This is a genomic window from Kitasatospora sp. NPDC043950 (genome assembly GCF_056435345.1).
Genome location: NZ_JBWKER010000064.1, coordinates 12,584 through 25,928 on the forward strand (window position 1 = coordinate 12,584; position 13,345 = coordinate 25,928).

General features: G+C 73.3%; 14 protein-coding genes. 11 read left to right on the top strand and 3 right to left on the bottom strand.

The features are described 5' to 3' along the window. Nucleotides 1–206 precede the first annotated feature (206 nt). From AC07BF_RS32255 to AC07BF_RS32270, 4 genes are all read left to right on the top strand, one after another. Complete coding sequence (locus AC07BF_RS32255; protein WP_363587799.1) at nucleotides 207–1,034, top strand: sugar phosphate isomerase/epimerase family protein; 828 nt, start codon at nucleotides 207–209, stop codon at nucleotides 1,032–1,034. Between the two features lie 46 nt (nucleotides 1,035–1,080). Then, nucleotides 1,081–1,848 (top strand): class I SAM-dependent methyltransferase, encoded by a 768-nt coding sequence (locus tag AC07BF_RS32260; protein ID WP_363632231.1) that lies wholly within the window; start codon nucleotides 1,081–1,083, stop codon nucleotides 1,846–1,848. A gap of 211 nt (nucleotides 1,849–2,059) precedes the next feature. Continuing rightward, nucleotides 2,060–3,904 carry a dihydroxy-acid dehydratase gene (gene ilvD / locus AC07BF_RS32265; protein WP_478334295.1) on the top strand — a complete coding sequence of 615 codons (1,845 nt, stop codon included), beginning with the start codon at nucleotides 2,060–2,062 and terminating at the stop codon, nucleotides 3,902–3,904. A gap of 71 nt (nucleotides 3,905–3,975) precedes the next feature. Then, nucleotides 3,976–4,506: a hypothetical protein gene (locus AC07BF_RS32270; RefSeq protein WP_363587757.1), complete on the top strand. Its 531-nt coding sequence runs from the start codon at nucleotides 3,976–3,978 to the stop codon at nucleotides 4,504–4,506. A gap of 3 nt (nucleotides 4,507–4,509) precedes the next feature. Here AC07BF_RS32270 and AC07BF_RS32275 read toward each other — a convergent pair whose 3' ends face one another. Next, the gene (locus AC07BF_RS32275) at nucleotides 4,510–5,874 is read right to left on the bottom strand and encodes an SCO2583/SCO2584 N-terminal domain-containing protein (RefSeq protein WP_363587759.1); all 1,365 of its coding nucleotides are present in this window, start codon (nucleotides 5,872–5,874) and stop codon (nucleotides 4,510–4,512) included. 132 nt (nucleotides 5,875–6,006) lie between these two features. Next, complete coding sequence (locus AC07BF_RS32280) at nucleotides 6,007–6,456, bottom strand: hypothetical protein (RefSeq protein WP_159398487.1); 450 nt, start codon at nucleotides 6,454–6,456, stop codon at nucleotides 6,007–6,009. Between the two features lie 165 nt (nucleotides 6,457–6,621). Here AC07BF_RS32280 and proC point away from each other — a divergent pair, with 165 nt between their 5' ends. The 3 genes from proC (at nucleotide 6,622) to AC07BF_RS32295 (ending at nucleotide 9,485) form a co-directional block, all read left to right on the top strand. Then, nucleotides 6,622–7,449, top strand: a complete 828-nt coding sequence (gene proC, locus AC07BF_RS32285) for a pyrroline-5-carboxylate reductase (RefSeq protein ID WP_063348845.1) — start codon at nucleotides 6,622–6,624, stop codon at nucleotides 7,447–7,449. Nucleotides 7,450–7,471: 22 nt separating this feature from the next. Then, entirely contained in the window at nucleotides 7,472–8,122 is a 651-nt protein-coding gene (locus tag AC07BF_RS32290; protein ID WP_363632228.1) for an HAD family hydrolase, read from the top strand. 166 nt (nucleotides 8,123–8,288) lie between these two features. Then, nucleotides 8,289–9,485 (top strand): MFS transporter, encoded by a 1,197-nt coding sequence (locus tag AC07BF_RS32295; protein ID WP_363587763.1) that lies wholly within the window; start codon nucleotides 8,289–8,291, stop codon nucleotides 9,483–9,485. Nucleotides 9,486–9,525: 40 nt separating this feature from the next. Here AC07BF_RS32295 and AC07BF_RS32300 read toward each other — a convergent pair whose 3' ends face one another. Next, nucleotides 9,526–10,041, bottom strand: coding sequence for a hypothetical protein (locus tag AC07BF_RS32300; RefSeq protein WP_363587765.1), 516 nt, complete (start codon nucleotides 10,039–10,041; stop codon nucleotides 9,526–9,528). Between the two features lie 120 nt (nucleotides 10,042–10,161). On the opposite strand from AC07BF_RS32300, the gene AC07BF_RS32305 reads away from it, so the two are divergent. The 4 genes from AC07BF_RS32305 to AC07BF_RS32320 all read left to right on the top strand — a co-directional run bounded on the left by AC07BF_RS32305 (nucleotide 10,162) and on the right by AC07BF_RS32320 (nucleotide 13,341). Further along, nucleotides 10,162–11,358, top strand: coding sequence for an acetoin utilization protein AcuC (locus AC07BF_RS32305; protein WP_478334296.1), 1,197 nt, complete (start codon nucleotides 10,162–10,164; stop codon nucleotides 11,356–11,358). A 226-nt stretch (nucleotides 11,359–11,584) separates the two neighbouring features. Continuing rightward, complete coding sequence (locus AC07BF_RS32310) at nucleotides 11,585–11,794, top strand: helix-turn-helix domain-containing protein (RefSeq protein WP_063351305.1); 210 nt, start codon at nucleotides 11,585–11,587, stop codon at nucleotides 11,792–11,794. A 189-nt stretch (nucleotides 11,795–11,983) separates the two neighbouring features. Further along, a complete protein-coding gene (locus tag AC07BF_RS32315) occupies nucleotides 11,984–12,082 on the top strand; it encodes a 30S ribosomal protein bS22 (protein WP_003948845.1) in 99 nt (32 codons plus the stop codon). 146 nt (nucleotides 12,083–12,228) lie between these two features. Beyond that, nucleotides 12,229–13,341, top strand: a complete 1,113-nt coding sequence (locus AC07BF_RS32320) for an NAD-dependent epimerase/dehydratase family protein (protein ID WP_363587801.1) — start codon at nucleotides 12,229–12,231, stop codon at nucleotides 13,339–13,341. The last annotated feature ends 4 nt before the right edge of the window (nucleotides 13,342–13,345 follow it).

The window sequence follows — 13,345 nt, forward strand, 5'->3', positions numbered from 1 at the left end:
GCAAGCCCGCCGGGACGAAGCCCGCGGGGACGAAGCCCGAAGCGAGGAAGTCCGGAACGCGGAAGGCCGCCGCGACCGCTGCCCCCCGGGAGACCCGCACCGCCCGGGCCGCCGGCGCCGCCAAGGCCGCCGTCCAGTCGGTGCGCTCGGTCAAGGCCGCCCGCCGCGACGCCGCCCGCCCGCCGCTGCTGCGCACCACCGACCGGCTGGTGCTGCCCTCGCACCCGGCCCTGCACATCCCCGACACCAAGGTGGTCCTGTCCACCGCGTCGGTGTACCCGGCGGGCACCGCCGTCGCCTTCGAGCTGGCCGCCAAGCTCGGCTACGACGGGGTCGAGGTGATGGTCTGGAACGACCCGGTCAGCCAGGACATCGAGGCCCTGCGCCGTCTCTCCGACGCCCACCAGCTGCCGATCCTGGCCGTGCACGCGCCGTGCCTGCTGATCACCCAGCGGGTGTGGACCACCGACCCGTGGACCAAGCTGGTCCGGGCCCGGGCGGCGGCCGAGAAGCTCGGTGCGAGCGCCGTCGTGGTCCACCCGCCGTTCCGCTGGCAGCGCCAGTACGCCCGGGACTTCGTGACGGGCATCAACCGGATGGCGGGCGAGACCGACGTCCGCTTCGCGGTGGAGAACATGTACCCGTGGCGCTACCGCGACCGCGAGGTGCTGGCCTACGCCCCGGGCTGGGACGTCACCGACGAGGAGTACCGGCACTTCACCATCGACCTCTCGCACGTCGCCACCTCCCGGATCGACGCGTTCGCCATGGTCGAGCGGATGGGCGACCGGCTCGCCCACATCCACCTCGCCGACGGCAGCGGCTCCGGCAAGGACGAGCACCTGATCCCGGGCCGCGGCAAGCAGCCCTGCGCCGAACTGCTGGAGCACCTGGCCCGTACCGGTTTCGACGGCCACGTGGTGCTGGAGGTCAACACCCGCCGCTCCGCGTCCCCCGCCGAACGCGAGGCCGACCTGGCCGAGGCGCTCGCCTTCACCCGCTTGCACCTGGCCACCCCCTCGCGCGTACGCTGAGGAACCGCGCCCGGCTGGGTGCGAACTTCCTTGCTTAAGGGGAGAGATGACGGACCAACAGGACTTCCGGGAGATCGCCGAGAGCTTCGGCGGGGTCGCCGCCGAGTACGACCGGGCCCGCCCCGGCTACCCGGACGGGCTGTTCGAGGCGCTGGAGCGGCTGTCCGGTCGCAGCCTCAAGGGGGCCCGGGTGCTGGACGTCGGCGCCGGCACCGGCATCGCCACCCGGCTGCTGGCCGCGCGCGGCGCCGACGTCGTCGCGGTGGAGCCCAACGCGGGCATGGCCGCCCAGTTCCTGGCCTCCTCGGCGGGCCTGCCGCTGGTCAGGGCCGGCGGTGACGAACTGCCGTTCCACGACGACTCCGCGGATCTGATCAGCTACGCCCAGTCCTTCCACTGGACCCGCACCGAACGGGCCATCCCCGAGGCGATCCGGGTGCTGCGGCCCGGCGGCGCCCTCGCCGTCTGGTGGAACGTGCACGACGAGACCGTGCCCTGGGTCCGGGCCCGGGTGGAGCGGCTGAGCGCCGCGCTGCCCAACTACCACGGCTACGGCCGGATCGCCGAGTTCACCGCCCTGCTGGCCCCGGCCGGGCTGAGGGTCGAACGCGCGGTGCTGCGCTGGGAGCGGCGGATCACCGTCGACCACGTGCTCGACGACCTGGTCTCCCGCTCGTTCATGGCCGCGCTCTCCCCCGCCGAGCGCGAACCGGTGCTGGCCGTCGAGCGGCAGGCGATGATCGCCGAGTTCCCGGACGGCCGGGTGGTCGAGCCCTACGTCCTGGAACTGGCGGTGGGGATCACCCCGGCCTGACCCGCGCCCGGACGGCCCGCGCCCCGCCTGACCCGCACCCCGCCTGACCCGCACCCCGGCCCGACCCGCGCCCGGACGGCCCGCCCGCGTGACCGCATCGCGGACGGACCGTCCGCCGCCTGGACGGCGGGCGTAGGCTCGGTAGCCACAGCGGCCCCCGCATCCTCCTACCGGCGGGGCGCCGGCGAGAGCCCCGAAGGAGTGGAGCACAGTGCCCGAGCTGAAGTCCCGTACGGTCACCCACGGTCGCAACATGGCAGGCGCCCGGGCGCTTCTCCGGGCCGCCGGCGTAGCCCGCGAGGACTTCGGCAAGCCGATCATCGCGGTCGCCAACTCCTTCACCGAGTTCGTCCCGGGCCACACCCACCTCCAGCCGGTCGGCCGGATCGTCTCCGAGGCGATCAAGCAGGCGGGCGGCATTCCGCGCGAGTTCAACACCATCGCCGTGGACGACGGCATCGCGATGGGCCACGGCGGCATGCTCTACTCGCTGCCCTCGCGCGACCTGATCGCCGACTCGGTCGAGTACATGGTCAACGCGCACTGCGCCGACGCGCTGATCTGCATCTCCAACTGCGACAAGATCACCCCGGGCATGCTGATGGCCGCGCTGCGCCTGAACATCCCGACCGTCTTCGTCTCCGGCGGCCCGATGGAGGCCGGCAAGGCCACCCTCGTCGACGGCACCGTGCGCAGGCTCGACCTGATCGACGCGATCTCCGAGGCGGCCAACGAGAACGTCTCCGACGAGGACATCGCGATCATCGAGGAGAACGCCTGCCCCACCTGCGGCTCGTGCTCCGGCATGTTCACCGCCAACTCGATGAACTGCCTCACCGAGGCCATCGGCCTCTCGCTGCCCGGCAACGGCTCCGTCCTCGCCACCCACACCGCCCGCAAGGCCCTGTACGAGCGGGCCGGGCGGACGGTCGTCGAGATCGCCGACCGCCACTACGGCCAGGACGACGCCTCGGTGCTGCCCCGCGCGATCGCCACCCGCGCCGCCTTCGAGAACGCCATGGCCCTGGACATCGCCATGGGCGGCTCGACCAACACCATCCTGCACCTGCTCGCCGCCGCCCAGGAGGCCGAGCTGGACTTCGACCTGCGGGCCATCGACGCCGTCTCCCGCCGGGTCCCCTGCCTGTCCAAGGTCGCGCCCAACGGCTCGTACTACATGGAGGACGTGCACCGGGCCGGCGGCATCCCCGCCATCCTCGGCGAGCTGTACCGCGGCGGAATGCTCAACGAGGACGTCCACACCGTCCACTCCGACTCGCTCGCCGAGTGGCTCAAGACCTGGGACGTGCGCGGCGGTTCGCCCTCCGCCGAGGCCGTCGAACTGTGGCACGCCGCCCCCGGCTGCGTCCGCTCCGCCGAGGCCTTCTCCCAGTCGGAGCGCTGGGAGTCGCTGGACACCGACGCCGCCGGGGGCTGCATCCGCAGCGTCGAGCACGCCTACTCGATCGAGGGCGGCCTCGCCGTCCTGCACGGCAACCTCGCCGAGGACGGCTGCATCGTGAAGACCGCCGGCGTCGACGAGTCGATCTGGACCTTCAGCGGCCCGGCCGTGGTCGTCGAGTCCCAGGACGACGCCGTCGAGGCGATCCTCGCCAAGCGGGTCAAGGAGGGCGACGTCGTCGTCATCCGCTACGAGGGCCCCAAGGGCGGCCCGGGCATGCAGGAGATGCTCTACCCGACGTCCTTCCTCAAGGGCCGCGGCCTCGGCAAGGCCTGCGCGCTGGTCACCGACGGCCGCTTCTCCGGCGGCACCTCCGGCCTGTCCATCGGCCACGCCTCCCCGGAGGCCGCCTCCGGCGGCACCATCGCCCTGGTCGAGGACGGCGACACCATCGCCATCGACATCCCGGGCCGGAGCATCTCCCTGGAGGTGCCCGACGAGGTCCTGGCCGAGCGCCGCCGCGCCCTGGAGGCCGCGGGCGGCTACCGCCCGAAGAACCGCGACCGCCAGGTCAGCCAGGCCCTGCGCGCGTACGCCGCGATGGCCACCTCCGCCGACAAGGGCGCCGTCCGCGACGTCACCAAGCTCGGCTGAGTCCCGCAGCACCGCAGGAGCCGTCCCGCAGGCCGGGGCGGCTCCTCGCGCGTTGGGTGATAATCGACCCCGTGAGCGAGCAGCCCCCCACCCCCGCACCCAAGCCCGCCGGCGCCCCCGAGCCGGAGCCGATCCGCTGGTTCGGCACCAGCTGGGTGAACCGGGACAACGGCTACTGGCTGCGCCGCGTCGCCGTGTCGGCCGGCGCGCTGGTCACGACCGCCGCCGCCGTCCTGCTGCTGCGCTTCGGCGTCGAGGGCGTCGCCCTCTCCGACGGCGGCGGCTTCCTGAACGGGCTGCTGACGGCCGCGATCGCGGTCTGCTCGATGATGTGCGTCATGCGCACCTGGAAGGTCCTCACCGAGGGCAAGGACCAGTTGAGCGGCTGGATGGCCGAGGACAAGTCGCTCGGCGCGGTCTGGCTTATCGGCGGCGCCGGCAGCCTGGCCGCCTACTTCGCCCGCAGCCTGGTCGAGGCCCCCGGTGAGGCGGTCAGGCGCTCCTCGTACGAGCGGGCCGTCGCCCAGTACGAGAAGCGCCAGGCGGGCCGCAGCGGCCGGCCCGGCGCCAAGGCGCCGGGCCGGGGCAAGCGCCGGGGCTGAGCCTCAGAGGCGGCTGGCCGCGCCGCACTCGTCGGCGGTCGACAGGTCCTTGCGGCGGTCGTACGGGTCCGTGGTGGGGCCGGTCGGACGGCTGCCCGGGGCGTCCGGCGACTGCGCCGCGAACTGGTCGAACTGCGGGTGGTAGTAGCCGTCGTAGACGTCGCAGGACGAGTTGGCGGACTCCGAACCGCCGCCCTCGCCGAACACGAGCTTCTTCGGGTTGGTCCGGTAGCGGGCCGGGTCGTAGAAGCGGAAGTTCTCGACCCGGCGCACGATCGTGCGCGTGGTCCAGGTGTCCCCGGTCACGTCGGCCGCTGGCACCAGCAGACCCACCGGCTTGGCCGTGCCGTCCTTCGGCGCGGCCGGCTTCGTCGGCGGTTGTCCGCCCGTCGGCGGCTGGGGTGACGCGGCGCGCTTGGTGGCGTCCGGGCCGGGGCGCATCGCGTACACGTAGCTGAAGTCGGCGTGGACGAGGAGGCCCTTGTCCCCGTCGCCCTCGAAGGTGATCCGGCCCTGCACCTTGACCGCGTCGCCCACCTGGACGGCCTCGCGCTGGTCGAAGCGGCTGAACCAGGTGGTCGGGTCGGTGTCCTTGGAGGGTTTCGCCAGCGCGTTGATCGCGCGGTCCCGGTCCTCCCGGTCCAGCAGCGCCAGGGCGGCTTCCGGCCGGCCGCCCGCGATCACCTGCGGGTCCAGGTTGGCGGCGGTCAGGTAGTCCTTGACCAACTGCAGCTGGGCGCCCACCTGTTCGGCGGAGAACACGCCGGTGGCCCGGGCGTCGGGCAGGACGAAGGCCTCGGCGCCGTTCGGCCAGCCCTCGGCGATGGAACCGGCCCACGGGTGGTCCACGGTCGGCTGCTGCTCGTCGACCTTCGGCGGTGCGGCGGTCGGCTTGGCCGTCTCCGGGGCGACGGTGGGCGCGGGGGCGTGGGCCGTCGAGGAGTCGCCGCCGTAGTGGTCGGAGTACCAGCTGCGCAGCCCGTCGAGGTTCAGGGCCGCGAGCAGCACCGCGATGGTCAGCACGACGTACAGCGGCGCGCGCCAGTCCAGCCGGCGGCGGCGCGGGCGCGGGTTGCCCCACGGGTCGGTCACCGGGGGCTTCGGCGTGCGGCCGAACCGGCGGCCGGCCTTGGCCGGGCCGTCGTCGACCGAGCGGCGGCCGCCCGGGTCGACCGGCGGGGTGTGCTTCCACCGGGCGGCCAGCATCCGGGTGCGCCCGGACTGCTCGGTGACGGCGGCCCCCTTGACGAACTCCTCGTCCAGGACGAGGTCTGCGAACGGGTCCTTCCCGCCCGCTCCGGACGGGTCGGACCCGCCCGGCTCGCGGCCCTCGGCGGGGCGCGGTTGTGGATCTTCGGCTGTCGGCATCGCGCCAGTATGCCGACGGGGTGTGACGATTCGTCGATCGGGGGCACACCTTGTGGTGAACTCGTGTGCGGGCGCGGTGATCCGTCCCGGTCTGTTCCGTTCCGGCCGTTTCCGGCGCGCTCTGCGGGGGCGTCAGTCCTTGGTGCGGGCCTGCTTCACCGATCCCACGATCCCGGCGACGGCCAGCAGGATGCCGGCCGGCAGCAGCGCCAGGAAGAACGCGCCGAACAGGCCCGCGTCCCCGAGCAGCAGTTGCGCCAGCATGTCCAGCACCAGCAGCCCGCCGGCCGCCGGGAGGGCCGACTGCCACGGGTGGTCGTTCGCCCAGCGGCGCAGCCGCCGTTCGGAGGTGTCGCGGCGCAGCTGCCCGCCGACGGTGCCGACCAGGAAGAAGAAGAACAGGGCCCAGCCGGCCGGCCCGGCCAGCATGCCCAGGGACCAGTGCCCGGAGATCGCGTCGATCCCCAGGGCGGTCGCACCCACCACCGCACCGACCCCCGCGGCCGTCCGCCACGGTCCCACGGTCGCCGAGGCGACGGCGAGTTGCCGGTTCTCACGTCGGGACATTTCGTCGTGTGCCATGACTCCACGGTGCTCCCGTGCGGCGCCGGAGGCCATAGGGGAAACCCCCGAGATTCTCCCTAGGGACGAGGTGGGGCAACCCGTCGCCGACCACGGGCTGGACGGTCCCTGCGGGTGCCCCCGTGCGGTGCGAGGATGGCCGCAGTACCGAGGTAAGGAGCGGCCATGGGCGCCAGCGCAGCACACGGACAGAAGATCGCCTTCCTGGGCACGGGCAAGATCGGCGAGGCCCTGCTCTCCGGCCTGCTGCGGGCCGGCAAGGACCCGGCGGACGTCCTGGTGACCGCCCGCCGCCCCGAGCGCGCCGCCGAACTCGCCGCCCGCTACGGCGTGGTGGCCGCCTCCAACGCCGAGGCCGCCAAACTCGCCGACACCCTGATCCTCGCCGTCAAGCCGCAGGACATGGGCACCCTGCTGGAGGAGCTGGCCCCGCACGTTGGCGCGGACCGGCTGGTGATCTCGGCCGCGGCCGGCATCCCCACCGCCTGGTTCGAGGAGCGGCTGGCGGCCGGCACCCCGGTGGTCCGGGTGATGCCCAACACGCCGGTCCTGGTGGACGAGGGGATGAGCGTCATCTCCGGCGGCTCGCACGCCACCGAGGAGCACCTGGAGCGGGCCGAGGAGATCTTCAGCTCGGTCGGCAAGGCGCTGCGGCTGCCCGAGGCCCAGCAGGACGCGGCCACCGCGCTCTCCGGCTCCGGCCCGGCCTACTTCTACTTCCTGGTCGAGGCGATGACGGACGCGGGCATCCTGCTCGGCCTGCCCCGGCAGGTGGCGCACGACCTGATCGTGCAGTCCGCGATCGGCGCCTCGGTGATGCTGCGCGACTCCGGCGAGCACCCGGTGAAACTGCGCGAGGCCGTCACCTCCCCGGCCGGCACCACCATCGCGGCCATCCGCGAGCTGGAGAACCACGGGGTGCGGGCCGCGCTGCTGGGCGCCCTGGAGGCGGCGCGGGACCGCTCCCGGGAGCTCGCCTCCGGGGGGAAGTAGCCGGCTGGGTAGGCTCGACGGCATGGCCTACGACCTGGTGATCTTCGACAACGACGGTGTCCTGGTGGACAGCGAGCCGCTCTCCAACCGGGTGCTGGCCGCGTACCTGACCGAACTCGGCTACCCGACCACGGTCGAGGACTCCTACCGGGACTTCATGGGCTGCGCCGCCCACCGCATCCACGACGTGATCGCCGAGCGGTACGACGCCGCGACGCTGCCGGAGGGCTTCGACGAGCTGTTCCACGGCCGGGTCTTCGACGCGTTCGGCACCGAGCTGACGGCCGTCCGGGGTGCGGAGCAGCTGCTGAAGGAACTGCGGCAGCGCTCCGTCCCCTACTGCCTGGCCTCCTCGGCGCACCACGTGTGGATCCGCACCGCGCTGGACGTCACCGGCCTGCGCGGGTACGTCGCCGAGGAGCGGATCTTCAGCGCCCAGGACGTCGGCGTGGGCAAGCCCGCGCCGGACCTCTTCCTGCACGCCGCCCGCACCCTCGGCGTCGACCCGGCCCGCTGCCTGGTCGTCGAGGACAGCCCCAACGGCGTGCTGGCGGCCCGGGCCGCGGGCATGGACGTGTACGGCTACACCGCGCTCACCGACCCGGCGAAGCTGACCGCCGCCGGGGCCACCGGGCTGATCGCCGACCTCTCCGAGGTCACCGCCCTGCTCTGACCCGCCCTGCTCTGACCCGCCCTGCTCCGACCCGCCCTGCTCCGACCGGTTCCGCCCGGCCCTTCCGTCCGGCTGCGGAAAGTCCCTGCGCGACCCCTCCCGCAATCGCGGTCCACCGCCTACGCTCTCGCCAACATCGTCGTACCGGCCAGTAGCGAGGTTCGCCATGAGTGCCGCGTCACCCGCGATCCCGCCCGGCCTGCGCGCCGGGCGGGCCGCGCTCGCCGTCAGCTTCCTGCTCCAGGGCACCACCTTCGCGCTGCTGGTCACCTGCATTCCGGAGATCCAGCACCGGTACGGGCTGAGCGACGCGCTGCTGCCGCTGTTCCTGGCCGCGGTGCCGATCCTCGCCGGGGTCGGCTCGATCACCTCCGAACAGCTGGTGAAGCGCACCGGCGCGCGGGCCGTGCTGCGGGTCGTCCAGCCGCTGGTCTGCCTCAGCCTCGCGGGCGCCGGCCTCGGCGACACGCTCTGGCAACTCGCCGTCGCGCTCGGGGCGTTCGGCCTGCTGGTGGGCGCGCTCGACGCGAGCATGAACATGCTGGGGGTGGGCCTGCAACACCGCTACGGCCGCTCGATCATGATCGGCTTCCACGCCGCGTTCAGCCTCGGCGGCATCCTCGGGGCGGCCCTCGCCGGCCTCGGCTCGCACTACGGGCTCGGCCTGCCGGTGCTGTTCGGCACGGTCGCGGCGGTGATCGCCCCGCTGGCCCTGCTGACCGGCACCCGATTCGCCGGACCGGCCGAACTCGGGGACGCCGTCCGGGAGGCCGCCGAGGCCGCCGCGCGGTCCATCCCCTGGCGGCCGCTGCTGCCGCTGTGCCTGGCGATGGCCTTCGCGTACATCGCGGACGCCTCGGTCTCCAACTACAGCGTCAAGTACCTCACCGACGGCCTGGGCAGCGCCGCGGACGTCGCCAAGCTGTCCTACCTCGGCTACATGGTCGCGATGCTGCTGGGCCGCGCGCTGGGCGACCGCGCGGTGCAGCGCTGGGGCGCCGTCCCGGTGGTCCGGGCCGGTGCCGGGCTGGCCGCGCTCGGCTTCGCGCTGGCCGCCGCCGCGCCCGCCGCCTGGGTGGGGATCGCCGGGTTCACCGTGCTCGGCTTCGGCATCTGCGCCATCATCCCGCAGGTGTTCGCGGCCGGGGGCCGGCTGTTCCCGGCCGACTCGGACGCCGCGGTGGCCCGGCTGAACCTCTTCAACTACGTGGGCTTCCTAGTCGGTTCGCCGCTGGTCGGGACGATCGCCGACGCGAGTTCGTACCGCTGGGCGCTGCTCGCCCCGATGCTGCTGGTGCTCGCCGTCCTGCCGCTGGCCGAGCGCTTCGCCCCGGCCCCGGCGCTCGCCCCCGCCACGGTGTGACGGGGGCGGGGGCGGGGGCGAGCGGGGGCGGGAAGGGAGGTCAGCCGATCACGGTGGCCAGCTCGGGCAGGCCGTTGGCCCACAGCTGGTCCTTGATGCCACCACCCGACTGGTAGTACTCGTAGTAGACGTACGGTGCCCAGTTCAGGGTGTACGGCCCGGTCCAGGTCGGGGCCGAGGTGATCTGGACGGTGACCGCGACGGTGCGGGTCTCGCCCGGGGCGATCGGCGCCCGGAAGTGGAAGTTCGCGTTGTTCCCGTTGACGGCGCAGTCGGTGGAGTCGCCGGAACACCCGGTGACCGTGAACGCGCCGGCCTCCTGGTTGGCCGGCCAGATCGGCTGGATGAACTCGTAGGCGAAGTAGATGTCGGTGGTCTCGGTGTTGGTGAGCGAGAGCGTCAGGGTCAGCTGGTCGCCCGCCGCCGCCGTCTTCTTGTCGACGGCGAACGAGCTGCCGCTGACCGCGGCGGAGGCCGGCTGGGCGGCAAAGAGCAGGCCAAGTCCCAGTAATGCAGCGAGAATTACCCCAAGGCGTTGCGCGCTGAATGGCTTCATGGCGGAGAGGATATGAAGTCGTGAAGGTTTTGTCTGTAGGGCCTCCGCGGGGGCCCTGAGCCCCGCCCCCGGCGCGCCCTGGACAAGGCCCGGCCACCCCCACCCGCTACGGTGGAGGCCATGCCCGACGCCGAGCGTGACACCCCCTGCGGCCTGCACCTCTTCTGGGACGAGGCCGTCACCGCCTACGACTTCGGCCCCGGCCACCCGATGGACCCGACCCGGCTGGCGCTCACCATGCGCCTGGTCGAGGCCCTCGGACTGGACGCCGGGCCCGGGGTGACGGTGCGGGCCGCACCGCCCGCCGGCGAGTCCACCCTGCGGCTGGTGCACACCCGGGAGTACGTCGAGGCGGTCAAATACGCCGCCGCCCACCCCGACGAGTCGGATGCCCGGCACGGGCTCGGCACCGACGACAACTGGTCCTTTCCCGCTGTGCATTCGGCCTCCGCGCTGATCGCCGGTCAGTCCGTGGCCGCCGCCGAGGCGGTCTGGCGCGGGGAGACCCCGCACGCCGTGAACTTCGCCGGCGGGCTGCACCACGCGATGCCCGCCAAGGCCTCCGGCTTCTGCGTCTACAACGACCCGGCGCTGGCCGTCGCCCGGCTGCTCGAACTCGGCGCCGAGCGGGTCGCCTACGTCGACGTGGACGTCCACCACGGCGACGGCGTCCAGCAGGCCTTCTGGAACGACCCCCGGGTGCTCACGATCTCGCTCCACGAGCACCCCGCCACGCTCTTCCCGCAGACCGGCTGGCCCACCGAGACCGGCGGCCCGGACGCCCCCGGCTCCGCCGCCAACCTGCCGCTGCCGGCCGGCACCGGCGACGCCGGCTGGCTGCGCGCCTTCCACGCCGTGGTGCCCGAACTGCTCACCGCCTTCCACCCGCAGGTCCTGGTCACCCAGCACGGTGCCGACACCCACCTGGAGGACCCGCTCGCCCACCTCGCCGTCACGCTGGACGCCCAGCGGATGATCGCCGAGGAACTGCACGACCTCGCCCACCGGCTCACCGGCGGCCGCTGGATCGCCACCGGCGGGGGCGGCTACGCCGTCGTGGACGTCGTCCCGCGCACCTGGACCCACCTGGTCGCCACCGCCGCCGGACGGCCCGTCGACCCGGCCACCGAGACCCCCGAGTCCTGGCGCGCCGAGGTCTACCGCCGCACCCGCCGGCCCGCCCCGCTGCGGATGACCGACGGCGCCCGACCGGTCTGGCGCGACTTCGACGCGGGTTACGATCCGGCCGACCGACTCGATCAGGCCATCCTCGCCAGCCGCCGCGCGGTGTTCCCCCACCTCGGCCTCCTGGCCTGAGACCGGCCTCCCCGCCCAGGTGCGGGTGGGCCGTGCGTACGCCCACTCCCGCGTTCCGCCGAGTGACTACGTACTGCAACAGTCCTATCTCTCACCGTACGAGGACCGCACCTCCCCTCTTCCCACTGGTACCACCCATAACTACTCTGGGGATACACGTGTGCCGGTGGAGTCACCGGAGGGGAAGCCGGTGCCTTGCACACGGGTGAAGGGTCGGGTGATGGTCATGAGTTCCGGCGAACGCCCCTTGCAGGAAGTCGTCTTCCTGACCGTGGCGGAGGTTGCCTCGGTCATGCGGGTGTCGAAGATGACGGTGTACCGGTTGGTGCACAGCGGAGAGCTGCCGGCCATCAGGGTCGGGCGGTCCTTCCGGGTGCCCCAGCAGGCGGTGCACGAGTACCTCAAGGAGTCCTACGTGAGGCTTGAGAGCGCGTAGTTCCGGGTGGGCGGGGGTGGGGCCGCAGCTGCGGATCCCACCCCCGTTCGCCGGGGATTCCCCGCGAGTTTCCCGGTCACCGGGAGCACGATTACGGCCCTGGGCCCGTGGACGGTAGGCTAGGCCGTCCGTCAGTCGTATGGACTCCGTCTCTCACGGGCGAGAGTCTCAGTGAGCGAGGGTTGTTCCGTGGGCTCTGTCATCAAGAAGCGTCGCAAGCGTATGGCCAAGAAGAAGCACCGCAAGCTTCTGAAGAGGACCCGCGTTCAGCGTCGCAACAAGAAGTAAGCGCCCCCGGCCGCGCTCAGCGCGCCCGGCGCTTCCACCGCCCGCCCAGGCCTCGGCCTGGGCGGGCGGTGTCGTTTCACGGCCCGGCAGGGCGGCACGGTACGGTGCACGCAGGCCGCTCGGGCCGAGGGAATGGGGTGCACACCGTGGGCGTGGTCGTGCTCGTCACCGGCGTGGCACGCCATCTCGGTGCCCGCTTCGCCGCCGAGGTCCGCCGTCGTCCGGGTGTGGACCTGGTGGTCGGCGTGGACGTGCAGCCGCCCCGGCTGCCGGTCGAGGAGCCGGAGGGACCGGCCGCCGAGTACCGCTTCCACCAGCTCGACCTGCGCCGCCCGGCGGTCTCCCGGGTGATCGCCGAGCACCGGGTCGACACCGTGGTCCACCTCAGCGTCAGCGCCACCGGCCTGGGCTCCACCAACCGCTCCGCGGTGAAGGAGTCCAACGTCATCGGCACCATGCAACTGCTCGGCGCCTGCCAGAAGGCGCCCGGGGTGCGCCGGTTGGTGGTGAAGTCGACCACCGGCGTCTACGGCTCCGCGCCCCGCGACCCGGCGGTGTTCACCGAGCGGATCCAGCCGAAGAACCCGCCCGGCGGCGGCTTCGCCAAGGACGCGGCGGAGGTCGAGGGCTACGTCCGCGGCTTCGCCCGGCGCCGCCCGGACGTCGCGGTGACGGTCCTGCGCTTCGCCAACATCGTCGGCCCCGGCGCGGACACCCCGCTCAGCGAGTACTTCGCGCTGCCCGTGCTGCCGACCGTCCTCGGCTACGACCCCCGGCTCCAGTTCGTGCACGAGGACGACGCCGTCGCGGTGCTCTGCCGGGCCGCCGCCGAGGCCGAGCCGGGCACCGTCAACACCGGGACCTTCAACGTGGCCGGGGAGGGCGTCCTGCTGCTCTCCCAGTGCGCCCGCCGGCTCGGCCGGCCGACCGTGCCGCTGCTGCTGCCCGCGGTCAGCTGGATGGCCGGGCTGGCCCGGCAGACCCGGCTGCTGGACGTCTCGCCGGAGCAGCTGCGGCTGCTCACCCACGGCCGGGTGGTGGACACCGCGCGACTGCGCGAGACGCTCGGCTACCGCCCGGCGTTCACCACCCCGGAGGCCTTCGCCGACTTCGCCGCCGCGCAGGGGCCCGGCCTGCTGCCGCCCGAGCGGCTGGCCGCCGTCACCGACCGGCTGGCCGCCCTGCTCGGCCCGGTGCGGGCCCCGGCCGCCGGCGTCCCCACCGTCCGTACCGACCGCCCCCGCCGACCCAGGAGCTGAACCC

Coding starts and splice junctions, on each gene's coding strand:
- AC07BF_RS32260 (WP_363632231.1), top strand. CDS start 1,081: ATGACGGACCAACAGGACTTCCGGGAGATCGCCGAGAGCTTCGGCGGG.
- AC07BF_RS32275 (WP_363587759.1), bottom strand. CDS start 5,874: ATGCCGACAGCCGAAGATCCACAACCGCGCCCCGCCGAGGGCCGCGAG.
- AC07BF_RS32280 (WP_159398487.1), bottom strand. CDS start 6,456: ATGGCACACGACGAAATGTCCCGACGTGAGAACCGGCAACTCGCCGTC.
- proC (WP_063348845.1), top strand. CDS start 6,622: ATGGGCGCCAGCGCAGCACACGGACAGAAGATCGCCTTCCTGGGCACG.
- AC07BF_RS32290 (WP_363632228.1), top strand. CDS start 7,472: ATGGCCTACGACCTGGTGATCTTCGACAACGACGGTGTCCTGGTGGAC.
- AC07BF_RS32295 (WP_363587763.1), top strand. CDS start 8,289: ATGAGTGCCGCGTCACCCGCGATCCCGCCCGGCCTGCGCGCCGGGCGG.
- AC07BF_RS32300 (WP_363587765.1), bottom strand. CDS start 10,041: ATGAAGCCATTCAGCGCGCAACGCCTTGGGGTAATTCTCGCTGCATTA.
- AC07BF_RS32305 (WP_478334296.1), top strand. CDS start 10,162: ATGCCCGACGCCGAGCGTGACACCCCCTGCGGCCTGCACCTCTTCTGG.
- AC07BF_RS32310 (WP_063351305.1), top strand. CDS start 11,585: ATGAGTTCCGGCGAACGCCCCTTGCAGGAAGTCGTCTTCCTGACCGTG.